Genomic DNA, 25,344 nt, shown 5'->3' on the forward strand with positions numbered 1-25,344 from the left:
TCCCGGAGCGGCACTCTCTGTTCATCCACTCACTTGCGATCCGTCACCGATTACTGCTGGAGAGATGCTGATGACCGATATTGATGCACGCTTGCGCGAAGACGTTCACCTGCTCGGTGAGCTGCTGGGCAACACCATCCGTGACCAGTACGGTGAGGCGTTTCTCGATAAGATCGAGCAGATCCGCAAGGGCGCCAAGGCCGACCGGCGCGGCTCGATGGACGCCGAACTCAGCGCCAGCCTCAATCAATTGAGCGAAGACGAACTGCTGCCGGTGGCGCGGGCCTTCAACCAGTTTCTCAATCTGGCGAACATCGCCGAGCAGTACCAGCTCATCCACCGCCGGGAAGAGACCCAGGCCGCGCCGTTCGAATCCCGCGTGCTGCCGGAACTGCTCGCCCGCCTGCGCAACGAAGGGCACAGCGCCGAATCCCTGGCCCGGCAACTGGCGCGGCTGGAAATCGAACTGGTGCTGACCGCGCACCCGACCGAAGTGGCCCGCCGCACGCTGATCCAGAAGTACGACGCGATTGCCGCGCAACTGGCGGCTCAGGATCATCGCGACCTGACCACGGCCGAGCGCGAGCAGATCCACAACACCCTGCAACGTTTGATCGTCGAAGCCTGGCACACCGAAGAAATCCGCCGCACCCGGCCGACTCCGGTGGACGAAGCCAAGTGGGGTTTTGCGGTGATCGAACACTCGCTGTGGCAGGCGATTCCCAATCATATGCGCAAGGCCGATCAGGCGCTGTTTGCGGCCACCGGTTTGCGCTTGCCACTGGAAGCTGCGCCGATCCGCTTCGCTTCGTGGATGGGCGGCGACCGTGACGGCAACCCGAATGTGACAGCTGCCGTGACCCGCGAAGTGCTCTTGCTGGCGCGCTGGATGGCGGCGGATCTGTACCTGCGTGACGTCGATCACCTGGCGGCCGAACTGTCGATGCAGCAGGCCAGCGAAGCGCTCAAGGCTCGGGCCGGCGACAGTGCCGAGCCGTATCGTGCGGTGCTCAAGCAATTGCGCGAACGGCTGCGCGCCACGCGTAACTGGGCCCATGCGTCGCTGACCGCTACTACGCCGGCCCCGGCGGATGTGCTGCACAACAATCGCGACCTGCTCGATCCGCTGGAGCTGTGTTTCAACTCGCTGCACGAATGCGGGATGGGCGTGATCGCCGACGGGCCGTTGCTCGATTGCCTGCGTCGGGCCGTGACTTTCGGCCTGTTCCTGGTGCGCCTCGATGTGCGTCAGGATTCGTCCCGCCACAGCGCGGCCATGACCGAAATCACCGATTACCTCGGCCTCGGCAAATACGAGGAATGGGACGAAGAACAGCGCATCAGCTTCCTGACTCGCGAACTGCAAAACCGTCGGCCGTTGCTGCCGGCGCATTTCAAACCCTCGGCCGATACCGCCGAAGTGCTCGCCACCTGCAAGGAAATCGCCGCCGCGCCGGGCGCTTCGCTGGGCTCCTACGTGATCTCCATGGCCGGTGCCGCTTCCGATGTGCTCGCGGTGCAGTTGCTGCTCAAGGAATCCGGCGTACTGCGGCCGATGCGCGTGGTGCCGCTGTTCGAAACCCTCGCCGACCTCGACAACGCAGGACCTGTGATCGAACGTCTGTTGCTGCTGCCGGGTTACCGCGCGCGGCTGCAAGGCCCGCAGGAAGTGATGATCGGCTATTCCGACTCGGCCAAGGACGCCGGCACCACGGCGGCGGCCTGGGCGCAATACCGGGCGCAGGAACGGCTGGTGGAAATCTGCCGCGAGCAGCAAGTCGAACTGCTGCTGTTCCACGGTCGCGGTGGCACCGTGGGCCGTGGCGGCGGCCCGGCGCACGCGGCGATTCTGTCGCAGCCGCCGGGGTCGGTGGCCGGACGTTTCCGCACCACCGAGCAGGGGGAAATGATTCGATTCAAATTCGGCCTGCCGGACATCGCTGAACAAAACCTCAATCTGTATCTGGCTGCCGTGCTCGAAGCGACCCTGTTGCCACCGCCGCCACCGACGCCTGAATGGCGGCATCTGATGGATGAACTGGCCGCCGACGGTGTCGCCGCTTACCGTGCGGTGGTGCGGGAAAATCCGCAGTTCGTCGAGTATTTCCGCCAGTCGACGCCGGAGCAGGAGTTGGGCCGCTTGCCATTGGGCAGCCGTCCGGCCAAGCGCCGTGCGGGGGGCATCGAGAGCCTGCGGGCAATTCCGTGGATCTTCGGCTGGACCCAGACTCGCCTGATGCTGCCGGCCTGGCTCGGCTGGGAAACCGCGTTGAGCAAAGCGCTGGAACGCGGCGAAGGCGAATTGCTCGGGCAGATGCGCGAGCAGTGGCCGTTCTTCCGCACGCGCATCGACATGCTGGAGATGGTGCTGGCCAAGGCCGACGCCGATATCGCGCAGTCCTACGACGAGCGTCTGGTGGAGCCGGAGTTGCTGCCGTTGGGTGCGCACTTACGCGACCTATTGTCGCAGGCCTGTTCCGTTGTCCTCGGCCTGACCGGTCAGTCGCAGCTACTGGCACATAGCCCAGACACCCTGGAATTCATCCGCCTGCGCAACACCTACCTCGACCCGCTGCATCTATTGCAGGCCGAGTTGCTGGCGCGTTCACGGCAGCAGAATGTCGAGCAGGGCAGCCCGGTGGAACAGGCGTTGCTGGTGTCTGTGGCGGGGATTGCCGCCGGTTTGCGAAATACCGGCTAAGGTTTTCTGCGTGGGGCGGGGCACCCCGGGCGAACCTCGGGTGCCGTTTATTGGCCGTGGGAAAAATGCGGTCAGGCGACAGTTAATGATGGGGTTGCGACTTGGGGAACCGCGTCGCAAGGTCGCGGCGGGCGCCGGTTTCTCCGACTTTTGGCGTCTTGTGTGGGCGCAGCCTGCTGTGTATCTTGATCAGCCTTTGGCCGTTTGGGCGGCCACGACCCGTTTTATGAGATTGGCCCCACGAGGCGAATCCGTTGTTTTTTATATAAAAAATTGAGGAGCACATCGATGCGCGTCATTCTGCTGGGAGCTCCCGGGGCCGGTAAAGGTACTCAGGCTAAGTTCATCACCGAGAAATTCGGCATTCCGCAAATCTCCACCGGCGACATGCTGCGTGCTGCGGTCAAGGCCGGCACCGAGCTGGGCATCAAGGCCAAGAGCATCATGGATGCCGGCGGCCTGGTGTCGGATGACCTGATCATCGCGCTGGTCAAGGACCGTATCGCTCAGGCTGACTGCGCCAACGGTTTCCTGTTCGATGGCTTCCCGCGCACCATTCCTCAGGCTGAAGCGCTGGTGACTGCCGGTGTCGAGCTGGACGCCGTGGTCGAAATCGCCGTTGAAGACGAAGAAATCGTTCAGCGTATCGCCGGTCGTCGCGTTCACGAGGCCAGCGGCCGCGTTTACCACATCGTCTACAACCCGCCGAAACTGGCCGGCAAAGACGACATCACCGGCGAAGAGCTGGTACAGCGCAAGGACGACACCGAAGAAACCGTGCGTCATCGCCTGTCGGTCTACCATTCGCAGACCAAGCCGCTGGTGGAGTTCTACCAGAACCTGTCCGCAAAAAACGGTGGCAAGCCGAAGTACAGCCATATCCCTGGCGTCGGTTCGGTTGAAGCGATCACCGCCAAGGTGCTTGAAGCGCTGAGCTGAAAAACCTGATCCGCTGCATCATCCACGGCCCGCTTGCGGGCCGTAGTTGTTTATACTGGCGCACTTTTTCCCCACCTGATTTACGGACACATCGATGAGCACCTTGCTGGCCCTGGACACCGCGACTGAAGCTTGCTCCGTTGCCTTGCTGCATGACGGCAAGGTCACGAGCCATTACGAGGTGATCCCGCGCCTGCATGCGCAGAAACTGCTGCCGATGATCCAGCAACTGCTGGCCGACGCCGGCACCACCCTGCAAGCGGTGGACGCCATCGCTTTCGGCCGTGGCCCGGGCGCTTTCACCGGCGTGCGGATTGCCATCGGAGTGGTGCAGGGCCTGGCCTTTGCACTGGATCGCCCGGTGTTGCCGGTGTCGAACCTGGCCGTGCTGGCGCAACGGGCTTATCGCGAGCATGGCGTGAGCCAGGTCGCGGCTGCCATCGATGCGCGGATGGATGAGGTGTATTGGGGCTGCTACCGCGAGACGGCCGGGGAGATGAGTCTGGTCGGCGCCGAGGCGGTGCTGCCGCCGGAAGTCGCCGCATTGCCGGACGATGCTTCGGGTGACTGGTTCGGTGCTGGCACTGGCTGGGGTTATGGCGAACGCATCGCTGTAAACCTGAGCGGTTCCGATGCCGGCATGCTGCCCCATGCCGAAGACTTGCTGACCTTGGCGCGATTTGCCTGGGAACGCGGTGAGGCGATTCCGGCAGACGACGCCCAGCCGGTTTATCTGCGCGACAAAGTCGCCACCCCGAAAGCCCGCTGATCCATGTGAGATCCTGTGGGAGCGAGCTTGCTCGCGAATGCGGTGGGTCAGTCACCATCAATGGTGACCATATCCATGTTTTCGCGAGCAAGCTCGCTCCCACAAGTTCAGTGATTGCCTCAACAAAGCCAATCGTCCGTTTCTAACCCCTCGCTTTAAACCTTTTGTCTTTTATGTGTTCTAGTTATCACTCGGCGATTTGCTAAGTCGGTCAGGTGCCGCTAAATTGCCATCATCGATACCGAGCATGACTTTATGCGTATAGACGGCGTTTCCACTCATTCCTACCCCATCAAGCGCAAGCCTCGCAAAGGCAATCCGGCGCTGGATGAGTCCGTCGACGATATCGACGGCGAGCTGGAATTCCCGACCGAAGAGCAATTGGCTGCCCGTGCCGCCAAAGCCACCGCGCAACGCCTGAGCAATCTGCCCGCCCGCCAACAAGACATGATTTATCACCGCGCGATGAAAAAAAGCGTGGCCATGGCCCTGGCCAGCTACCTGAGCACCGCCGGTTTTGTCGATTGGGATGCAGACGTGCTGGGCCTCGATCTGTACATCTGATGGATTTGCCTTACTACCTCGGTTGCCCGTCCTGGAGCGAAAACGCCTGGCGCGAGTATCTGTATCCGGTAGACGCCAAGACCTCTGATTTCCTCGGACTTTATTCACAAGTATTCAACGCTGTTGAAGGCAACACGACCTTCTACGCCAGCCCGTCGCCCGCCACCGTGCAGCGCTGGGCCGAGGTGATGCCGGAGCACTTTCGCTTCACCGCCAAGTTTCCCGGTGACATCAGCCACAGCGGCGACTTGCGCGATCAGCTGACTGCCGCCGAAACTTTCCTCCAGTTACTCAAGCCGCTCGGTGAGCGCGTCTCGCCAATGTGGCTGCAACTGTCGAAAAGCTTCACGCCGCACCGCTTGCCGGAACTCGCCGCATTCATCGATGCGCTGGATTGTCCGCTGGCGGTGGAAGTGCGCCACGAACAGTTTTTCGCCAAGGGTGAGAGTGAGCGACTGCTCAACCGGCTGTTGCTGGATCGCGGCGTTGAGCGCATCTGTCTCGATCCGCGCGCGCTGTTCAGTTGTCTGTCCACCGAATCGTCGGTGATCCACGCACAATCGAAAAAGCCCCGCGTACCGACGCGTCCGGCAGCGTTCACGCAATTCCCGCAGGTGCGCTTCATCGGCCATCCGGAGCTTGAGGCCAACGATCCGTTCCTGGTGCCGTGGGTGGCGAAGATCGCCGAGTGGATCGAAGAGGGCCGCACGCCGTACATCTTCCTGCACACCGCCGACAACCTCCTCGCGGCGAAGCTGGCGCAACGTTTTCACGCACAACTGATGCAACGTTTGCCTGGCCTGCGACCTTTGCCTGAGCTATACAGAGAACCCGCCGCCGAGCAACTTGGTCTGCTCTGAGGCGGATTCTTTTCCTGCCCAGGAGCCTGCCGATGGACGCCCAAGCCCGTAAAGCCGAAACTTTCAAAGCGCTGCACGAACGCCCCGGGATTTTCGTTATTCCCAATCCATGGGATGCCGGCTCCGCGAAGATGCTCGCCAGTCTCGGCTATCAGGCGCTGGCGACCACCAGCGCCGGTTATGCGTTCTCTCAGGGCAAGCCCGATGGCGGCCTGAGTCTCGACGATACGCTGGCCAATGTCCGGGCGATTGTCGCGGCCACCGATCTGCCGGTGGCGGTGGATCTGGAAAACGGCTTCGCCGACGCTCCGGCCGAATCGGCACAAAGTCTGATCCGCGCCGCCGAGGCGGGCGCCGTGGGTGGCTCGATCGAAGATGCCACCGGCCGGGAAGACTCGCCGATCTACTGCTTCGAACACGCCGTGGCGCGGATCGAAGCCGCCGTCGCTGCGGTGCGCACCTTGCCGTTTCCCTTCACCCTGACCGCCCGTGCGGAAAACTATCTGCACGGCAATCCCGATCTCAACGACACCATCCGCCGTTTGCAGGCCTTTGCCGAAGCCGGCGCCGACGTGCTGTACGCGCCGGGCCTGCGCACCGCCGAAGAAGTTCTGGCGGTGGTGCGCGCGGTGGCGCCGAAACCGGTCAATGTGTTGATGTCCGGCGGCTTGAAACTGACCGTGCAGCAGCTCGAAGAAATGGGCGTGAAGCGGATCAGCACCGGTTCGGCGCTGGCACTGGCGGCGTTCGGCGAGTTTTTCCGCGCGGCTGAAGAGATCCAGCAATCCGGCACGTTCACCTTTACCTCCCGCTCGATGCCGTACGCCAAGGCCAATCAATTCTTCAAGGGATGAGCATGGGGCGCTGGCTGCTGTTGGCAGGACTGCTGATCATCGGTGGCGGGCTGATCGGCGTCTGGCGCGGTTGGCTCGATGTGCCGCCGCAGTGGAACCCGTGGGCACCGCTGGACGTGCAGGCGACGCCCAACTGGCTCACGGGCTACAAGTTGATGCGCCTGCGCAGCGATCCGGCCTTGTGCGAGCAGGCATTGGGCAGCTCCGGCCTGCGGGTTTCGCCACAGGCCGACAGCCCCGATGCCAAATGCCCGTTGATCGGCGCCTTGCGCGTGCAGGGTGGCGGGGTGGGGCTCAGCAGCAGCTTTCTCGCCAGTTGCCCGTTGGCCGTGGCGTTTGCGATGTTCGAGCACCACACGCTGCAACCGGCGGCGCAGCAGGCCTACGGACAGTCAGTGGCGCGGGTCGATCACCTCGGCAGCTTCGCCTGCCGAAACGTCTACAACCGTGAGAGCGGCGCGCTCAGCCGCCATGCCAGTGCCGATGCGCTGGACATCGCCGGCTTCCGCCTGGCGGATGGTCGTGCGATCAGCGTGCTCAAGGACTGGCCGAAGCAAAATCAGGACGCGCAGTTTCTACGTCAGGTGCGCGATGGCGCCTGCGAGGCGTTCAGTGTGGTGTTGAGTCCGGACTACAACACAGCCCATCGCAATCACTTTCATGTCGATGTCGGGCGCTGGAGCGTGTGTCGCTGAGGGATCAGGCGGCGATGCGCAGGTTCTGCTGAACGATTGGGCGCACCCAGCCGTTATCGAAGTCCAGGGCTTTCTGCTGCTCGACGATTTCTTCCGGCGGGAATGGCGGGTAAGGCTGCAGCAGGTCCAGGTCGAACTCGGCAATCGGCAGGTACAGCGGTTTTTTCTGCGGGGCAGGGCCCGGTTCCGGAATCGGCTGTCCGTTGTTGATCACGACAGGACGAACCCAGCTGCTGTCGAAATCCTGCTGCTTTTGCTGAGTCTTGATTTCTTCTGCCGGGAACGGAGGGTACGGCTCGGCCAGTGTCATGTCGATTTCGGCGATCGGCAGGAACAGCGGCTCCGGCGGACGCACCTCGGTTTCCACCACATCGCATTCACGCTGGCTGATGATGTGCGCGTGCAGTTCGCTGCCGACGGTCGGTTCTTCAGGGCTTTGCAGATCAACCGGCGGGAAAGTGCCGCAGGCCGGCACCACATCACTCGATTGTTCGGCCAGTGCCTGGGCAAAGAAATCCTGCCACAGGTGGCTGACGCCGCCCAATGCTTGAGTGTTATGACGGCTGAAGTCGCCTGTGGGCGAAATGTAGCCAATCGATGTGGGAAGAATGCCTGACATTTTTTTCGGTTGACGCTCAGCTCTGGCAAAATGCGCGTTGATTGGGTTATCGGCGGATTTTGCCGATCCTTAACTTTTTTGAGCGTGTTTTCCATGATTGAGCAACCCGCGGCCTGCCGCATCCATGTCGAGGCCCTCGGCCCGACGTTCGAAGCGCAGGCCGAGCAGTGGGCGCAGCGCCTGAACCTGCCGTTGCAGGTGGCTGACGGCGAGTTTGCCCTGCAGGTCGGCGAGCAGGGTTTGCAGCTGCAACAGCTGGGGCCGGATGCGCCGGGGCCGGTGCGGGTCGACTTCGTCGAAGGTGGCGCGGCCCATCGCCGGTTGTACGGCGGCGGCAGCGGGCAGATGATCGCCAAGGCGGTCGGCATCGCCCAGGGCGTGCGTCCTCGGGTGCTGGATGCGACGGCGGGGCTCGGGAAAGATGCGTTCGTGCTGGCCAGTCTCGGCTGCGAGATGAGCCTGATCGAGCGCCAGCCATTGATCGGCGCCTTGCTGGAGGATGGTCTGGCCCGTGCGGCGGAAGACTTCGATGTGGCGCCGATCGTGGCGCGGATGAAGCTGCTCAAGGGCAACTCCATCGACGTGATGCGCAACTGGGAGGGCGAGCCGCCGCAGGTGATCTACCTCGATCCGATGTTCCCGCATCGTGAGAAAACCGCGCTGGTGAAGAAGGAGATGCGCCTGTTCCGCCCGCTGGTAGGCGATGATCCGGATGCACCGGCGTTGCTGGAAGCGGCGTTGGCACTGGCCACGCACCGGGTGGTGGTCAAGCGCCCGCGCAAGGCGCCGTGCATCGAAGGGCCGAAACCGAGTCATGCGCTGGATGGCAAATCCAGCCGTTATGACATCTACCCGAAGAAAGCGCTCAAGGCCTGAGCCGTCGCATAAGAAAATCCCACGCATGGCGTGGGATTTTTGTTTTCAGGGTCGAAAGGCCCGCATGAACAGCCCGACCACTTCCTGCACATGACTTTCCGCTGCCTCGTCGGTCAGCGGCTCACCGCAGCCGTACAACAGGCGGAAATTCCCCGCGCCCTTGATCAGGCAAAAGAAGTGCTCGGCGGCGTTGTGCGGGTTATCGATGCTCAGCACGCCGGTTTCGTGAATCCGCCGCAGCAACCGTTCCATCCCCTGCACCATGCGCTGCGGGCCGGCCTCGAAGAAGATCAGCGACAGCTTCGGATCCTGACTGCCCAGCGCCATGATCAAACGATGCAGGTTCACCGATTCATCGCTGTTGATCAGGTGGTGAAACCCTCGCGCAATGTTCAGCAACACATTTTCCACCGCGATGCCGTCCGGCAATTCGAAGAACAGCGGCGGCAATTGCTCCTCGCATTTGGCCACCACGGCGGCGGAGAACAGCGTCTCCTTGTCGTTGAAATGGCTGTAGACCGTCAGCTTCGACACCCCGGCCTCGGCGGCCACCGCGTCCATGCTGGTGTTGGCATAGCCATGACTCAGGAACAGGATTTTCGCCGCCTCGAGAATCGCCTGGCGTTTGGCCGGATCCTTCGGTCGGCCCGGGCCGTTTGGAGTGGAAAGATTGTTCGACATTCTTCGCTTTTAATACTGGACTGGTGAGTTTGCTATTAATAACATACCGGCCAGTATAATTATTCCAAGCCTCCTTAGCGAAAGGTCCTTCACCATGTTCCGCCATGCGTTGTCCTTTGCGGTGCCAGTCAGTCTGGCGTTTTTATTGTCGGCATGTGGCAAGGAAGAGGTGACGCAAGTCAGCGTGCGACCGGCCATGGTGGTGCAGCCAGAGCCTTCGGCGCAGGCGATGGAAAGTTATCCGGGCGAGGTTCGCGCCCGCTACGAACCCGATCTGGCGTTCCGCATCGGCGGCAAAGTCAGCCGACGACTGGTCGAGGAAGGCCAGCGCGTGAAAGCCGATCAACCACTCGCCGAACTCGATCCGCAGGATGTACGCCTGCAACTGGAAGCCACCCGGGCCCAGGTCGCGGCCGCCGAAGCCAACCTGAACCTGGTGCGCGCCGAACGTGATCGCTACAAGACCCTGATGGAGCGGCAGATGGTCAGCCGCTCGGCCTACGACAATGCCGAGAACCTCTACCGCTCCGGCGAAGCCCGCCTCAAACAGATCAAAGCCGAATTCAACGTCTCGACCAATCAGGCCAGTTACGCCGTGCTGCGTGCACCCCAGGATGGCGTGGTGGCCAAGCGTTCGGTGGAAGTCGGGCAAGTGGTCGCCGCCGGGCAAACCGTTTTCACCCTCGCCACTGATGGCGAGCGGGAAGTGCTGATCAGCCTGCCGGAGCAGAGTTTCGGCCGCTTCAAGGTCGGTCAGCCGGTCTCGGTGGAGCTGTGGACGCAACAGAACCAGCGCTTCGCCGGGCAGATCCGCGAGCTGTCGCCGGCCGCCGATCCGAAATCCCGCACCTTCGCCGCACGCATTTCATTCACCTCCGGCAAGGTCCCGGCAGAACTGGGCCAGAGCGCGCGGGTCTTCGTGCAGACCGCAGATGTCATCCCGCTGTCGGTGCCGCTCTCGGCGCTGACGGCCGAAAACGGCGCGACTTACGTCTGGGTCGTCAGCGCCAACAACACGTTGAAAAAGACCCCGGTGCGCACCGGCCCGTTCGGTGAGAAAACCGTGCCGGTGCTCGAAGGCCTGAACGCCAGCGACTGGGTGGTCGCCGCCGGCGTTCACGTGCTGCTGGAAGGGCAGCAGGTGCGTCCGGTGGATCGCTCCAACCGCGTGGTCAATCTGGCGGACAAGGAGTAATCCCCGATGGGTTTCAATCTTTCCGCCTGGGCGCTGCGCAATCGCCAGATCGTACTGTTCCTGATGCTTTTGCTGGCGATCGTCGGCGCCTTGTCCTACACCAAGCTCGGCCAGAGTGAAGACCCGCCGTTCACCTTCAAGGCGATGGTCATCCAGACCCGCTGGCCGGGCGCCACGGCGCAGGAAGTCTCGCGTCAGATCACCGAGCGCATTGAAAAGAAGCTGATGGAAACCGGCGAGTACGAGCGGATTGTTTCGTTCTCGCGCCCCGGTGAATCCCAGGTCACGTTCATCGCCCGCGACTCCATGCATTCGGTGGAGATTCCGGATCTCTGGTATCAGGTGCGCAAGAAAGTCAGCGACATTCGCCAGACCCTGCCGCCGGGGATTCAGGGACCGTTTTTCAACGATGAGTTCGGCACCACATTCGGCAATATCTATGCGCTGACCGGTGACGGCTTCGACTACGCGGTGCTCAAGGATTACGCCGACCGCATCCAGATCCAGCTGCAACGGGTCAAGGATGTGGGCAAGGTCGACCTGCTCGGTTTGCAGGACGAGAAGATCTGGGTCGAATTGTCCAACGTCAAACTCGCCACCCTCGGCTTGCCGCTGGCAGCCGTGCAGCAGGCGTTGGAGGAACAGAACGCCGTGTCCACCGCCGGCTTCTTCGAAACCGGCAGTGAGCGATTGCAGCTACGGGTCTCGGGGAATTTTCAGACAGTCGACGAGATCAAGAACTTCCCGATCCGGGTCGGTGATCGTACGTTCCGCATCTCCGATGTCGCTGACGTGCGGCGCGGTTTCAACGATCCTCCGGCTCCGCGCATGCGCTTCATGGGCGAAGACGCCATCGGTCTCGCGGTGGCCATGAAGGACGGCGGCGACATTCTGGTGCTGGGCAAGGCCCTGGAAATCGAATTCGCCCGGATCCAGAAAAACCTGCCGGCCGGCATGCAGTTGCGCAAGGTCTCCGACCAGCCGGCCGCAGTAAAAACCGGCGTGGGCGAGTTCGTTCAGGTGCTGGTCGAAGCGCTGGCCATCGTGCTGCTGGTGAGTTTCTTCTCCCTCGGCGTACGCACCGGCATGGTGGTGGCGCTGACCATTCCGCTGGTGCTGGCGATGACCTTCGCCTGCATGTATTACCTCGGCATTGGCCTACACAAGATTTCCCTCGGCGCGCTGGTGCTGGCACTGGGCTTGCTGGTGGACGACGCGATCATCGCCGTGGAAATGATGGCGATCAAAATGGAGCAGGGTTTCGACCGGATCAAGGCTGCCAGTTATGCCTGGACCAGCACCGCGTTCCCGATGCTCACCGGTACGCTGATCACCGCCGCAGGCTTTCTGCCGATTGCCACGGCGCAGTCCGGCACCGGCGAATACACCCGCTCGATCTTCCAGGTGGTGACCATCGCCTTGCTCGCATCGTGGGTGGCGGCCGTGGTGTTCGTGCCGTATCTGGGGGAAAAGCTCCTGCCGGATCTGGCGAAAATTCATGCAGCCAAACACGGTACGGCTGACGGCCAGACCGATCCCTATGGCACGCCGTTCTACCAACGTGTGCGGCGTCTGGTGGAGTGGTGCGTACGTCGGCGCAAAACTGTGATCGTGCTCACCGTGCTGCTGTTCGTGGCGTCGGTGGCGTTGTTCCGGTTTGTGCCGCAGCAGTTCTTCCCGGCCTCCGGGCGACTGGAATTGATGGTCGATCTGAAGCTTGCCGAAGGCGCCTCGCTGGCCAATACCACGGGCGAAGTCAAACGCCTGGAAGCGATGCTCAAGGATCACGCCGGCATCGACAACTATGTCGCTTACGTCGGCACCGGTTCGCCACGTTTCTACCTGCCGTTGGATCAACAACTGCCGGCGGCGAGCTTCGCCCAGTTCGTCGTGTTGGCGAAAACCATCGAGGAGCGCGAAGCGCTGCGCACGTGGCTGATCGACACGTTGAACGAGCAGTTCCCGTCCCTGCGCTCGCGGGTCACGCGCCTGGAAAACGGCCCGCCGGTCGGTTACCCGGTGCAGTTCCGCGTCACCGGCGAGCACATCGAGGAAGTCCGTGCACTGGCCCGGAAAGTCGCAGCCAAAGTGCGCGAGAACCCGCATGTGGTGAACGTGCATCTGGACTGGGAAGAGCCGAGCAAGGTTGTGTACCTGAACATCGATCAGGATCGCGCCCGAGCGTTGGGTGTGAGCACGGCGAATCTGGCGAAATTCCTCCAGAGTTCGCTGACCGGTTCCAGCGTCAGCCAGTACCGCGAGGATAACGAACTGATCGAAATCCTCCTGCGCGGCACCGTGCACGAGCGCACCGAACTGTCGTTGCTGCCGAGTCTGGCGGTGCCGACCGACAACGGTCGCAGCGTCGCGCTGTCGCAGATTGCCACGCTGGAATATGGCTTCGAGGAAGGCATCATCTGGCACCGCAATCGCCTCCCGAACGTGACCGTGCGCGCGGACATTTACGGCAAGGAGCAACCGGCGACGCTGGTGAAGCAGATCATGCCGACGCTTGATCCGATTCGTGCTGAATTGCCGGACGGCTATCTGCTGGATGTCGGCGGTACGGTGGAGGATTCGGAGCGTGGGCAAAAGTCGGTGAACGCCGGGGTGCCGATGTTCATTGTCGTGGTGCTGACGTTGCTGATGGTGCAGTTGCGCAGTTTTTCGCGCACGGCGATGGTGTTTCTGACGGCGCCTTTGGGGTTGATCGGGGTGACGCTGTTTCTGCTGGTGTTCCGTCAGCCGTTCGGGTTTGTGGCGATGCTCGGCACGATCGCGCTGTCGGGGATGATCATGCGTAACTCGGTGATTCTGGTGGATCAGATCGAGCAGGATATCGCGGCGGGGCTCAGGCCCTGGCAGGCGATTATCGAGGCGACCGTGCGGCGGTTCCGGCCGATTGTGTTGACGGCTTTGGCGGCGGTGTTGGCGATGATTCCGCTTTCACGCAGTGTGTTTTTTGGGCCGATGGCGGTGGCGATTATGGGGGGGTTGATTGTGGCTACTGCTTTGACGCTTTTGTTTTTGCCGGCGTTGTATGCGGCTTGGTTCCGGGTGCGTAAGGAGTCCTGAAACCTTGTGAGCGTGGCGGCCTTTGGGCCGGCCAGGCTCTGGGTGTTTTGGGTACATATCCGTTGCAGCGGTAACGGCTTCTTATGGTTCCGCCCTTACGGCGGGTCACTTTTGCAGACGCCCAAAAGTAACCAAAACGCTGGGCCCCGGCGTTCGGCCCCTCGCTGGGGCTCGGGGTTCCTTCGTTCCGGGATTCATCCGGGGGCATCGCCTCCGGTTTGCTTCGCTGCACCTCCTCTCGATGTGTTCGACTTCGTCGAACGGCGCTGCGCGCCTACCCCCGGATAAATCCCTCCACTCAGCCGGCCGAAGGGGCCGGCACGTCAAAAGCGTTACTCGAGCTAACGCTCATCGTGTTGAGTGGGGTGGCTATGCCACATTTTTGGGGAGCACGTTTCAACTGTGGGAGCTAGCCTGCTAGCGATGGCGGTCTGTGGGCCGACCTATTTCTTTTTAGAGCAAGCAGCTTTGTAGGACCTTGCGCCGTCTCCTACGTTTTTTTCAGACGGCTCCGATATTGAGTCGCTGTGTTGGCGGTGCTGTACTCAGTGCTGTTTTTCAGCCTTGTTTGAGTCAGCGTTGATGAAGAAACCGCCGGTATTGAAGGGTCGGGCCGATCCGGTCTTTGAGTTGTTGATGCGCGCGCCTCACAAGCAGCGTCTGGCGGATTATCTTGCGTTGCTCAAGCCGCTGGATGATCAGGGGCGGTATCTGCCTTTTGAGGATTTGCGGTATCGCTGGGCCAGCGGGCTGGATTCGCGTTTGTGTTGGGCGTTGGTCAAGAAGGCGCGGGTCGCTCAGTACATTCATCTTTTGCCTTTGGGGGAGCCGGCGCAGTGGGGGAAGTTTGTGCCGACGCCCACCGCGCAGAAGGCCCTTTCAGTGGTTGATCGGCAAACCACGACGGCGTCGCTGGAGTACATGACCAGCCAGATAGGCGAGCGGGCGCATTTCAGTTATTTGCTTAACGATCTGATCGAGGATGAGGCGATCAGCAGCAGTCAGCTGGAGGGCGCCGCGACCACTACCCGTGTTGCCAAGGACATGCTCAAGCAACGGCGTCAGCCGCGTACGCCGGATGAGCGGATGGTCATGGGTAATTACCGCATGATGAATTTCGCCTGGGAAAAACGTTACGAGCCATTGAGCGTGGAGTTGATTGCGTCAATCCATCGAGTCGGTGTCGAGGGTATTGATGACGAGCAGTATGACCCCGGGCTTTTCAGGACCAACGATGAAGTGGTGGTGCAGGACGGCGAGGGGAATACCGTGCACTCGCCACCGCCTGTGGCCGGACTGGTGAGGCGACTGGATTTGCTCTCGCAGTGGATCAATCAACCACAGGGTTCACCTCGGCAAAAATCCTACCTGCATCCGCTGATCAAGGCGATCACGCTGCACTTTGCCCTGGGTTACGAACATCCGTTTCGCGACGGCAACGGGCGGGTCGCCAGGGCGCTGTTTTACTGGTTCATGTTCAAGCATGATTTTTCGGCCTTCCGCTATATCGCGATCAGTCTTTTACTGCGCAACGCGCCGGTGAAGTACGGGCGGTCGTATTTGCACAGCGAAGCCGATGAGCTCGATCTGACGTACTTCATCGAGTTTCAGTGTTCGGTGATTCTGCGGGCGGTGGAGGGGTTTACCGATGTGTATCGCAAGAGTGTGGCGTACAGCGAAGACTTCGAGCACTGGCTGACCTGTTCGGGTTTTTTTGATCGGCTGACAGAGCGGCAGCGAGCGATTTATCAGGTGGCCAGAAGCGGGGTGGCGAAGGAGTTCACGGCGGGGAACGTCAAGGAGCACCTTGGCTGTGCATACAACACAGCGGTGTCGACGTTGAGCGGATTGGTTGAGCTGCAGGTATTCGAGAAGAAGAAAATGGGGCGCGAGTGGGTGTACTTTTTACGTGTGTCTGCTGGTGGCGGATTGAACAACGGGAGTGAGACAGCTCACTCCCGTGTCATGTCGACTTAGAGCGTACCGAACACTTTTTTCGCCAGACTCGTCGCCGCAGCGGCCGGGTTCTTGCGGATGGTTTCTTCCTGTTTGCCGATCATTTCGAACAGGCCGTTGAGCGCTTGTTCGGTCACGTAGCTTTCGATGTTGGCGCTCTTCGCGTCCACCACGCCGAAGGTCGCGGCCTGGCCGGCGAAGGCGTTGTATTTCTGGGCTACGCCGACTTTGTCGGTTGCCTGTTTGACGATCGGCAGGAATTTGGTGCGGATCTGTTCGCGGCTGGATTTGTCCAGGTACTGGGTGGCGGAGTCGTTGCCGCCGCTGAGGATGCCTTTGGCGTCTTCCACGCTCATTTTTTTCACGGCGTCGACGAGGATCGGCTGGGCCTGGGTGACGGCGGTTTCCGCAGCCTTGTTCATGGCGGTTTCCAGTTCGTCGACCTGGGCGCCCATGCCGAAGGCTTTCATCTTGCCGGCGACTTTGCCGAGTTTGCCCGGCAGTTCGATTTTTACGTCCGGGTTGTTGCTGAAGCCGCCCGGGGTGCCGAGTTGTTTGACGGCCAGTTGCGCGCCCTGGGTCAGGGCATCCTTGAGGCCGCCGGTGGCGTCGCCTTGCGACAGGTCGCTGAGGGACAGGGCCAGTGCGTTGGCGGAGATCATCAGGCCCGCGCACAGGCCGGCGAAGCGAAGGGTAGGACGGAGCATGGCGGCTTCCTTGTTCGGAGAGAGTTAGCGGGCGGCGTCGACGCGGATCTTCAGCGGCTGCGGATCCTTGCCATCAAGCTGCACGGCATGGTTTTCGGTGGTGATGAACATCAGCTCGCCGTTGACTTCAATGCGCGCGCTGACCGAATAGCGGTGGCCGGGTTTGACCTGGGCCGGATCGTAGCTCAAGTGGAACGGCAGCGGCACCTGGCCTTTGACCGGGCCTTTCTGTTCGTCGAGTACCACGGCCGGAGCGTCGGCCAGCGAAACGTCCTGCAGGCTCACGCTCAAGGTCGCACTTGGCGGCAGGGCGATGCGTTGCAGGTAGAACACTTCGCCGTCGAGGCTGACTTTGCCGGCCGGTGCGGTCGACTGGCAGGCGCTGAGTAGCGTGGCGGCGGCAAGCAGGGAAAGTTTTTTCATCGGAGATCTCCGTATCGACGGCGCCAGAAGAAGCCTGGCGCCTGTAGGAATTTAGTTGCTTTGCACAGGGGCGGCGACCTGATCGGCCGCATCTTCGCTGCGATGCAGGGCGACCTGACGGATCGACAAGCGAATCTCCGCCGGCAGCACCCGTTTGGCCGCACCTTCGGCCAGTTCGCCGAGCAGTTCGTGATAGCTCAACTTGCCGGCTTCGTCGCGACGCAGCACGTCGAGGTCGAGCATGGTCTGGATGAAGTGGCGGAACAGGCTCTTGTCGAAGAACTCTGGCGCGTTCAGGCCATGCAGGATCGACAGGCGCTGGGCCATCACTGTGCACAGGTCTTCCAGCTCTTCGGCGCTGATGGTGTTCTGGCCTGCGTTGAGCAGCAACGACACGGTCATGTAGAAGCGTTGCAGGGTCTGGGCGATGCTCTTCGACAGCAGGGTCAGGAGCACGAAATGCCGCGAGCTTGGCGCCGGGCGCAAGTACACGTCTTTCTCGAAACGCAGCAGGCCTTGTTCGACGAACGCGTCCAGCCACTGATCGATCACCGCGTCCAGTTCGTCCAGGGTCCAGCGGATGAACAGCTCCGATTGTAGGTACGGATACAGCGCGCGGGTGTAGCGCAGGATCTGTTCGCGGCTCATGCGCGATGCACTCTGGAAGAAACTCGCCAGCAGCGCCGGCAGGGCGAAAATGTGCAGCACGTTGTTGCGGTAGTAGGTCATCAGGACGGCGTTCTGCTCGTCCAGATACAGAATCTTGCCCAGCGCATCGTTCTGCTCGGACAGCAGATCCATGTCCTTCACGTGCTCGATCAGCGCCCGGCCATCGCCTTCCGGCAAGGTGGTGTGCGGCGAGTACGGGACTTTGCGCAGCAATGCCAGATACAGATCCAGCACCCGCGCCATGGCCCGATCATCCAGCGCCAGTCGGGTGGTCGACAGCAGCGCCAGCGCTACCAGGTTGACCGGGTTGATCGCTGCGGCTTCGTTGAGATGCTGCGCGACTTTCTCGCCGAGGCGGTTGGTGGTTTCGTTGAGCCAGGCCGGTTTGTACTGCGGGCCGAGTTCCTGCTGGCGCCAGTCCGGCTGTTCGCTGTCGAGGAATTCGGCGAGCTTGATCGGCTCGCCGAAGTTCACCGCCACCTGGCCGAAACGCTGCTTGAGTGCGCCGATGACTTTGAAGATGTCGAAGATCGATTCTTTCTTCTTGCTCGCGCCACGCAGCTCGCCGAGGTAGGTGCGGCCTTCGAGCACGCGCTCGTAACCGATGTACACCGGCACGAACACGATCGGCATCCGCGACGAACGCAGGAAGCTGCGCATCGTGATCGCCAGCATCCCGGTTTTCGGTTGCAGCATGCGCCCGGTACGCGAGCGACCGCCTTCGACGAAGTACTCGACCGGGAAACCTTTGGTGAACAGGGTGTGCAGGTATTCGTTGAACACCGAGGTGTACAGCGGATTGCCCTTGAACGTGCGGCGCATGAAGAACGCCCCGCCGCGACGCAGCAGGCTGCCGATCACCGGCATGTTGAGGTTGATCCCGGCGGCGATGTGCGGCGGGGTCAGGCCGTTGCGGAACAGCAAGTACGACAGCAGCAGGTAGTCGATGTGGCTGCGGTGGCACGGCACGTAGATCACTTCGTGACCCTGGGCGACCTTCTGCACGCCTTCGATGTGGTTGACCTTGATCCCGTCGTAGATCTTGTTCCAGAACCAGCTCAGCACCACTTCCAGAAAACGGATCGCGGTGTAGGTGTAGTCCGAGGCGATCTCGTTGCCGTAGCGCAGGGCCTGGGCCTTGGCTTTTTCCGGGGAGATGTTTTCGCGCTCGGCTTCGTCGAGGATCGCTTGCTTGACCAGCGGCTGGTTGAGCAGGCCTTTGACCAGGTTGCGGCGGTGGGAAATGTCCGGGCCGATCACCGCAGCCTTGAGGTTGCGGAAATGCACCCGCAGGATCCGCTGGGCCATGCGCACGGTGCGCTCGTGGCCCTTGTTGTGTTCGATCAGTTCGCGCAGGTGGATCGGTGCGGAGAATTGCACGCGGGTCTTGCGCCCCAGAATCATGATGCTCAGCAGGCGACGCAGGCGCCCGGTGACGGCCCAGCTGTCGGCGAACAGCAATTTCCACGGGCTGTTCTCGCTGTCCGGCGACTGGCCCCAGAACACGCTGACCGGAATGATCTGCGCGTCTTCGGCAGCATTCTGGCTCAGGGCGCTGACCAGTCGGGTCAGGGTCGGCGGTGCGCCGCGCTTGTCCTGGCGGCCGAGCCAGTCCGGGTCCGGCGTCAGGTAGAAGAACGCCGCCGGTTCGATCAGCGAACCCACGGACACCGGCAGCACCGGGCGCGGCAGGCCGGCCTTGGTGCACTCGGTGTCGACCACCGCCAGATCAGTCAGCGATGGATTTTGCAGGACGTAGAACACCGGACGACTGCGGTCGAGGTTGAGGGTGAACGACGACTGGTTGATCGTCTCGGAGCGAACCCAGAGATACAACAGTCGGCGCAAGGTGCCAAACACAAGACGGCGGAACGGGGAACGGGTCATACGGCTTCTGCGTGAGTGGATAAACCGAGCGTTTGCTCGGGCGGTCGACAGTTTGCCGTATTGGGCGAAAATCGGCAAAAAAGCGGCGAAGTAATCTCCTGTTGAGAGTTTTGCCGCCTGTCATATACTCGGCGATCTGTCGCCGGGGCCCTTTTATGGACGTCGGACGCAGGCTGACGTTCCTCAAAGGCTTTCCTGCGAAAAGCCTGTTCAATAATAAAAAAGGAGTATGAACAGATGGCAACACGTGAAACCGGCAACGTGAAGTGGTTCAACGACGCCAAGGGCTACGGCTTCATTCAGCGCGAAGACGGGGTGGACGTGTTCGTGCACTACCGCGCGATCCGTGGCGAAGGCCACCGTTCGCTGACCGAGGGTCAGCAGGTTGAATACGCGGTGGTGGAAGGGCAGAAGGGGTTGCAGGCTGAAGACGTTGTAGGTCTGTAATGATCGTTCCCACGCTCTGCGTGGGAATGCCTCAATGGACGCTCTGCGTCCGCTTTGGGACGCGGAGCGTCCCGGGCTGCATTCCCACGCGGACGGTTCGACGCCTCGACGTGGGAACGATCAAGCTCGAAGCTGCTTTTATGCAGTTTTCCAGGTGATCTCTTCTTCACCATCGGCGCTGATGCGAATCCAGCGATCCGCCGTTTCCTCACCTTCTTCCTCGACCCACGTCCCTGGCGCGCAGCGCACCTCAACGTTCAGCGCGGCAAAGGCTGCGCGGGCGCAGGCGATGTCGTCGTCCCACGGCGTCTGGTCGCTTTCCAGGTACAGGCTGTTCCACTTGCCCACGGCTTTCGGCAGCCAGGTCACCGGGATGTTGCCGGCCTTGCACTTGTAGGTCTGGCCTTTCTGTACCCAGTCGCTGCACGGGCCGAGGGCGGCGCCCAGCCAGGCGGAAATGGCCTTGTGGTCGACGTCGGCGTCTTTCAGGTAAATCTCGATGTCCGGTTGGCGCATGGATGTCCTCACTGCGGGTCTGAAAAATCCATTCGCGGATTTAGCCGGCCCCGGGTCGTTGCCCGAGACCAAAAGTTATTGAAGAACGAAATAATCGTAGCGCATCGAGACAGTGGTCACGAACGGCTCGGGCTGTTCGATCACTGCCGCGCGGCGCTCGGCACTGGCGCGCCAGCCGTGGGGTGTCATCGCCAGCAGGTTGGCGCGATCCTCGGGCTTGTCCAGCGTCAGTTTGAATTCCAGGGTTTCACTGTGCGCCAGCGCCATGCCTTCCGGCACCAGGGCCAGGTGCTTGTCGTCGGTGTATTCGCGCACTTCGTCGTACAGGCGTTCGCGCAGTTCCATCAGGTGGCCGCTGGTCGGGCCGACTTTCATCAGACCGCCGCCAACACTGAGCAGGCGCTTGGCTTCTTCCCAGTCCAGCGGACTGAAGACGCTGGCCAGAAACTGGCAGCTGCCGGAAGCCAGTGGCACCCGGGCCATGCTCGCAATCAACCACGTCAGCGCCGGATTGCGTTTGCAGGCGCGTTTGACCGCTTCCTTCGAGATGTCCAGTGCGTAACCGTCAGCATCGGGCAAGGCCTCGGCGATCTGCGCGGTGTAGTAACCCTCGCCACAACCGATATCGACCCAGCGCGCCGGCGCATAACCCGCCGCCAGCTCCGCCAGGCGCTTGGCCACCGGCGCGTAATGCCCGGCGTTCAAAAAGTCGCGGCGGGCCTCGACCATCGCCTGATTGTCGCCAGGGTCGCGGCTGTTCTTGTGCTGCACCGGCAGCAGGTTCAGGTAACCCTGGCGCGCGCGGTCAAAGCGGTGGCCGGCGGGGCAGACCACGCCGTTGTCCACCGCGTTCAGCGGTTCACTGCAGATCGGGCACGCGAGCATCAGGCGAGCAACTTGATCAGGGTCTGGTAGTAGATCTCGGTCAGCACGTCGAGATCGGCCGCCAGCACGCGCTCGTTGACCTGGTGGATGGTCGCGTTGACCGGGCCCAGCTCAACAACCTGGGTGCCCATGGTCGCGATGAAACGGCCATCGGAGGTGCCACCGCTGGTGGACGCCTTGGTCTCGCGGCCGGTGATCTGCTTGATGCTCGACGACACTGCGTCGAGCAGCGCGCCCGGCTCGGTGAGGAACGGCAGACCGGACAGCGCCCAGTCGATGTGCCAGTCCAGGCCGTGCTTGTCGAGGATGTCGGCGACGCGTTTCTGCAGGCCTTCGACGGTCGATTCGGTGGAGAAACGGAAGTTGAACAACGCCACCAGATCGCCCGGAATCACGTTGGTCGCGCCGGTGCCGGAGTTGACGTTGGAAATCTGGAAACTGGTCGGCGGGAAGAAATCGTTGCCGTGATCCCAATGCTCTGCAGCCAGCTCGGCGAGGGCCGGGGCAGCGAGGTGGATCGGGTTTTTCGCCAGGTGCGGATAGGCCACGTGGCCCTGCACACCGCGTACGGTCAGTTTGGCGCCGAGGGAGCCGCGACGACCGTTCTTCACCACGTCGCCCACCAGCGTGGTGCTCGACGGTTCGCCGACGATGCACCAGTCCAGACGCTCGTTACGGGCTGCCAGACGCTCGACCACGGCCTTGGTGCCGTGATGCGCCGGGCCTTCTTCGTCGCTGGTGATCAGGAACGCAACCTTGCCCTTGTGATCCGGATAGTCGGCGACAAAACGCTCGGCTGCCACAGTCATCGAGGCCAGGCTGCCTTTCATGTCCGCCGCGCCACGACCGCAGAGCATGCCGTGCTCGTCGATCACCGCGTTGAACGGGTCGATCTGCCAGGCGGTCACCGGGCCGGTCGGCACCACGTCGGTGTGGCCGGCGAAGCACAGCACCGGGCCGTCGTCTTTGCCGTGAGTCGCCCAGAAGTTATCCACATCTTCGATGCGCATCGGTTCCAGCTGGAAACCGGCATCGCCCAGGCGCTGCATCATCTGCTTCTGGCAATCGGCGTCGACCGGCGTCACGGACGGACGGCGGATCAGGTCGATGGCGAGTTGGAGGGTCGGCGAAAGGTCGGCGTGGGCCGTCATGGAAAACTCCGAAAGCTGGGGGGCAAGGCGCGCAAAATGGCGGTTATCTTAAAGCAAAACGGCGACCATTGGCCGCCGTTTAGTGCATCCGGAAGGATTTAGACCACCGGTGCCGGTTCAGGCGCCGCCGATGGTTTTGGCAGCGACGACAGGAACGCCATGATCAGCGCCGCCACGTACGGCAGCGACTGCACCAGCAGCATGGCCACCCAGAAGCGCATGTCGTTGCTCGGAATGCCTTGCACCAGGAAGATCCCCAGCGCCGCGCCCCACAACAGCAGCATGATGAACAGTTCTTCCCGGGCCTCGGAAATCGCCACCCAGAAGCCATGGTTGTCGGCGTTTTTCGGGGTGCGGAAGAACGGAATGCTGCTGGTGAAGAAGCCGTACAGCACCGCTTTGGCGATGGTGTGCGACAACGCCAGTCCGGCCAGTGCCGCGCAGAACGCATCCTTGAGGTTCACGCCCACGGCGCGACGGTAGAGGAAGATGATCTTGCCGACCTTGAACACGAACAGCGCCAGCGGCGGGATCGCGAAGATCAGCAGCGGCGGATCGACCCGTTGCGGCACGATGATCATCGCCGCCGACCACAACAGCGCGCCGACGGTGAAGAAAATGTTCATGCCGTCCGCGACCCACGGCAGCCAGCCCGCGAGGAAGTGGTAACGCTGGCCGCGCGTCAGCTCGGTGTCCTTGCCGCGCAGCAGGCTGCGGGTGTGGCGCTTGATGATCTGGATCGCACCGTAGGCCCAGCGGAAACGCTGCTTCTTGAAGTCGATGAAGGTGTCCGGCATCAGACCCTTGCCGTAACTGTCGTGGTAATACGCCGCCGACAGGCCTTTCTCGAATACCCGCAGACCAAGCTCGGCGTCTTCACAGATGCACCAGTCGGCCCAGCCCAGTTCTTCCAGAACCGAGCGACGGGTCATGGTCATGGTGCCGTGCTGGATGATCGCGTCGCGGTCGTTGCGAGTGACCATGCCGATATGGAAGAAGCCTTTGTATTCGGCGTAGCAGAGCTTCTTGAAGGTGCTCTCGTTCTGGTCGCGGTAATCCTGCGGCGACTGCACCACGGCGATTTTCGGGTCGGCGAAGTGCGGCACCATGTGCTTGAGCCAGTTCGGGTGCACGCAGTAGTCGGAGTCGATCACCGCGATCACTTCGGCGTCCTTGGCGGTGTGCGGAATCAGGTAGTTCAGCGCGCCGCCCTTGAAACCGGCCAGGGGCGAGACGTGGAAGAACTTGAAGCGCGGGCCGAGGGTTTCGCAGTAGTCGCGCACCGGTTCCCAGACCGCCGGGTCCTTGGTGTTGTTGTCGATGATCAGGACTTCGAAGTCCGGATAGTCGAGGTTGGCTAGGGCGTTGAGGGTCTGTTTGACCATCTCCGGCGGCTCGTTGTAGCAGGGCACGTGGATCGAGACTTTCGGCCGGTAGTCCGAATCGCCGACCACCGGCAGGAATTCACGGCGACGCTTGTGAATCCACACCGCTTCGGCCAGTTCGTGGGCCTCGGTCAGCAGCACGATGAACACCCCGAGCGCACCGAGCGCCAGCAGGAAGCCCACCGTCAGGCTGAACCACGTGCTGTATTGCTGGCTGTAGTCGTAACCGATCCACACCAGCACCGAACCGCACAGGAATGCGATAAAGGTCAGGAAGGTACGGCCGCGCTGACGCAGGGCCGAGCCGTCGATCATCAGCAGGGTCAGCGACAACAGCGCCAGCACCACCGAGCCGATGGCCAGCACGCGCCATTGCGGGATCGCCACCACCGGGCCTTCGAAGTTGAATTTCTGCTGGCGCGCGGCGTTGAACACGCCCCAGTAAGCGCCGACCGAACCTTCGTCACTGGCCTTCCATGGCTGGTCAAACGCTTCGATCACGAAGTAGTTGAAGCCCTGGCGATTGAGTTTGTTGACCAGCGTGCGCAGGTAGATCGCCTGATCCGCCGGCGACGCATCGGCGCCACCGCGCATGCGGCCGTTGCTCGGCCAGCCCACTTCGGACAGCAGCAGCGGCTTTTTCGGGAACATCTTTTTCAGGTCGCGGGCACGGTCGAAAACGAACTGCCCGGCCTTGTCTACCGGAATGAATTCCCAGTACGGCAGCACGTGTGCGGCGATCAGGTCGACGTGCTTGGCCAGCTCCGGGTGCTCTTCCCAGACGTGCCACTGTTCGGAGGTGGTCACCGGCACTTTTACGGCCGCGCGCACGCGGTCGAGCAGCACGCTGAGTTCCTGGGCGGTGATTTCCTTGCGGAAGATCGCTTCGTTGCCGACAACCACTCGAACCACGCTGCGCGAGGTGTTGGCCAGTTCGATGGCGCGGGTGATTTCCCGCTCGTTGCGTTCCTGGTCCGGGCTGATCCAGATCCCCAGTGTCACGCGCAGGCCGAACTCTTCAGCCAGTTTCGGGATGTCCTGCAGGGAACCGTCGACCGAGTAGATGCGGATGTTGTCCGTCAGCTTGCTCATGATCTCCAGGTCGCGGCGCATTTCATCGTCGGACGGATACTGATCCTTCTGTGGGAACTGTCCCTGCTGGAACGGTGAATAGGAGAAACCGGAGATCTGCTCCGGCCAGTTCGGCGCGGAGACGGGGCGGTTGATCAGCGCCCAGAAACCGGTGAACAGGGCGGCGATTGCCAGAACCACCACCAGGTTGAGTCCAAATTTACGCGATGACATAGCTGTGTCGGGTTCCAAAGGCTGTGGAACGAAGGGTCGGCTGGTTGACGCCAGGAGGGCGCGCATCCTACACCGGCAGTTCGCCGAGTCCTACAAGAGACAGGGAAATGCTGGACGTTGGGCAATCCAACCTGACTTAAGTTCTTTCGTTTCAGCGTGTAAGACAAATCTTTGTTACGTGCAGC

General features: G+C 61.9%; 21 protein-coding genes. 12 read left to right on the forward strand and 9 right to left on the reverse strand.

Annotation, left to right across the window (positions count from 1 at the left end; translation table 11 throughout):
* Positions 1-70: 70 nt before the first annotated feature.
* From ppc to ABTV87_RS05515, 7 genes are all read left to right on the forward strand, one after another.
* A complete protein-coding gene (ppc, locus tag ABTV87_RS05485; protein ID WP_433899100.1) occupies positions 71-2,701 on the forward strand; it encodes a phosphoenolpyruvate carboxylase in 2,631 nt (876 codons plus the stop codon).
* 288 nt (positions 2,702-2,989) lie between these two features.
* Entirely contained in the window at positions 2,990-3,640 is a 651-nt protein-coding gene (adk, locus tag ABTV87_RS05490; protein WP_085609174.1) for an adenylate kinase, read from the forward strand.
* Between the two features lie 94 nt (positions 3,641-3,734).
* Positions 3,735-4,409, forward strand: a complete 675-nt coding sequence (tsaB, locus tag ABTV87_RS05495) for a tRNA (adenosine(37)-N6)-threonylcarbamoyltransferase complex dimerization subunit type 1 TsaB (protein WP_433899101.1) — start codon at positions 3,735-3,737, stop codon at positions 4,407-4,409.
* Positions 4,410-4,664: 255 nt separating this feature from the next.
* Positions 4,665-4,973 (forward strand): hypothetical protein, encoded by a 309-nt coding sequence (locus ABTV87_RS05500; RefSeq protein ID WP_007954720.1) that lies wholly within the window; start codon positions 4,665-4,667, stop codon positions 4,971-4,973.
* Entirely contained in the window at positions 4,973-5,833 is an 861-nt protein-coding gene (locus tag ABTV87_RS05505) for a DUF72 domain-containing protein (protein ID WP_085609175.1), read from the forward strand. Before ABTV87_RS05500 ends, ABTV87_RS05505 begins: the two co-directional genes overlap by 1 nt.
* A 32-nt stretch (positions 5,834-5,865) precedes the next feature.
* Complete coding sequence (locus ABTV87_RS05510; RefSeq protein ID WP_433899102.1) at positions 5,866-6,687, forward strand: isocitrate lyase/PEP mutase family protein; 822 nt, start codon at positions 5,866-5,868, stop codon at positions 6,685-6,687.
* Between the two features lie 2 nt (positions 6,688-6,689).
* Entirely contained in the window at positions 6,690-7,382 is a 693-nt protein-coding gene (locus ABTV87_RS05515; RefSeq protein ID WP_221532925.1) for an extensin-like domain-containing protein, read from the forward strand.
* A 4-nt stretch (positions 7,383-7,386) separates the two neighbouring features.
* On the opposite strand, the gene ABTV87_RS05520 is transcribed toward ABTV87_RS05515, so the two are convergent.
* Positions 7,387-8,001 (reverse strand): energy transducer TonB, encoded by a 615-nt coding sequence (locus tag ABTV87_RS05520; RefSeq protein ID WP_179692516.1) that lies wholly within the window; start codon positions 7,999-8,001, stop codon positions 7,387-7,389.
* Positions 8,002-8,094: 93 nt separating this feature from the next.
* Here ABTV87_RS05520 and ABTV87_RS05525 point away from each other — a divergent pair, with 93 nt between their 5' ends.
* A complete protein-coding gene (locus tag ABTV87_RS05525; protein WP_129974048.1) occupies positions 8,095-8,877 on the forward strand; it encodes a class I SAM-dependent methyltransferase in 783 nt (260 codons plus the stop codon).
* A 45-nt stretch (positions 8,878-8,922) separates the two neighbouring features.
* Here ABTV87_RS05525 and ABTV87_RS05530 read toward each other — a convergent pair whose 3' ends face one another.
* Positions 8,923-9,558 carry a TetR/AcrR family transcriptional regulator gene (locus ABTV87_RS05530; protein ID WP_085609178.1) on the reverse strand — a complete coding sequence of 212 codons (636 nt, stop codon included), beginning with the start codon at positions 9,556-9,558 and terminating at the stop codon, positions 8,923-8,925.
* Positions 9,559-9,652: 94 nt separating this feature from the next.
* Here ABTV87_RS05530 and ABTV87_RS05535 point away from each other — a divergent pair, with 94 nt between their 5' ends.
* From ABTV87_RS05535 to ABTV87_RS05545, 3 genes are all read left to right on the forward strand, one after another.
* A complete protein-coding gene (locus tag ABTV87_RS05535; protein WP_007954740.1) occupies positions 9,653-10,753 on the forward strand; it encodes an efflux RND transporter periplasmic adaptor subunit in 1,101 nt (366 codons plus the stop codon).
* Between the two features lie 6 nt (positions 10,754-10,759).
* Entirely contained in the window at positions 10,760-13,828 is a 3,069-nt protein-coding gene (locus ABTV87_RS05540; RefSeq protein WP_433899103.1) for an efflux RND transporter permease subunit, read from the forward strand.
* 582 nt (positions 13,829-14,410) lie between these two features.
* Positions 14,411-15,805: a Fic family protein gene (locus ABTV87_RS05545; protein WP_433899104.1), complete on the forward strand. Its 1,395-nt coding sequence runs from the start codon at positions 14,411-14,413 to the stop codon at positions 15,803-15,805.
* On the opposite strand, the gene ABTV87_RS05550 is transcribed toward ABTV87_RS05545, so the two are convergent.
* Genes ABTV87_RS05550 through plsB form a run of 3 tightly spaced genes read right to left on the reverse strand, consistent with a single transcriptional unit; the run spans position 15,802 to position 19,470 of the window.
* Positions 15,802-16,491: a DUF4197 domain-containing protein gene (locus ABTV87_RS05550; protein ID WP_129974044.1), complete on the reverse strand. Its 690-nt coding sequence runs from the start codon at positions 16,489-16,491 to the stop codon at positions 15,802-15,804. The genes ABTV87_RS05545 and ABTV87_RS05550 overlap by 4 nt on opposite strands.
* A gap of 24 nt (positions 16,492-16,515) precedes the next feature.
* On the reverse strand, positions 16,516-16,914 hold the full coding sequence (locus ABTV87_RS05555; RefSeq protein ID WP_129974043.1) for a YbaY family lipoprotein: 399 nt from the start codon (positions 16,912-16,914) through the stop codon (positions 16,516-16,518).
* A 51-nt stretch (positions 16,915-16,965) separates the two neighbouring features.
* Complete coding sequence (gene plsB / locus ABTV87_RS05560) at positions 16,966-19,470, reverse strand: glycerol-3-phosphate 1-O-acyltransferase PlsB (protein ID WP_433899105.1); 2,505 nt, start codon at positions 19,468-19,470, stop codon at positions 16,966-16,968.
* A gap of 237 nt (positions 19,471-19,707) precedes the next feature.
* Here plsB and ABTV87_RS05565 point away from each other — a divergent pair, with 237 nt between their 5' ends.
* Positions 19,708-19,917, forward strand: coding sequence for a cold shock domain-containing protein (locus tag ABTV87_RS05565; protein WP_007954750.1), 210 nt, complete (start codon positions 19,708-19,710; stop codon positions 19,915-19,917).
* Positions 19,918-20,055: 138 nt separating this feature from the next.
* On the opposite strand, the gene ABTV87_RS05570 is transcribed toward ABTV87_RS05565, so the two are convergent.
* The 4 genes from ABTV87_RS05570 to ABTV87_RS05585 form a co-directional block, all read right to left on the reverse strand.
* Positions 20,056-20,433 carry a hypothetical protein gene (locus ABTV87_RS05570; protein ID WP_007954752.1) on the reverse strand — a complete coding sequence of 126 codons (378 nt, stop codon included), beginning with the start codon at positions 20,431-20,433 and terminating at the stop codon, positions 20,056-20,058.
* 75 nt (positions 20,434-20,508) lie between these two features.
* Entirely contained in the window at positions 20,509-21,318 is an 810-nt protein-coding gene (locus ABTV87_RS05575) for a putative RNA methyltransferase (protein ID WP_007954754.1), read from the reverse strand.
* Positions 21,318-22,469, reverse strand: coding sequence for a succinyl-diaminopimelate desuccinylase (dapE, locus tag ABTV87_RS05580; protein ID WP_085605201.1), 1,152 nt, complete (start codon positions 22,467-22,469; stop codon positions 21,318-21,320). The genes ABTV87_RS05575 and dapE overlap by 1 nt, the downstream gene beginning before the upstream one ends.
* Before the next feature lie 98 nt (positions 22,470-22,567).
* The gene (locus ABTV87_RS05585; protein ID WP_039769651.1) at positions 22,568-25,159 is read right to left on the reverse strand and encodes a glycosyltransferase; all 2,592 of its coding nucleotides are present in this window, start codon (positions 25,157-25,159) and stop codon (positions 22,568-22,570) included.
* Positions 25,160-25,344: the final 185 nt, after the last annotated feature.

The organism is Pseudomonas sp. PSE1(2024) (genome assembly GCF_050990555.1).
Taxonomy (GTDB): Bacteria; Pseudomonadota; Gammaproteobacteria; order Pseudomonadales; family Pseudomonadaceae; genus Aquipseudomonas; species Aquipseudomonas aphyarum.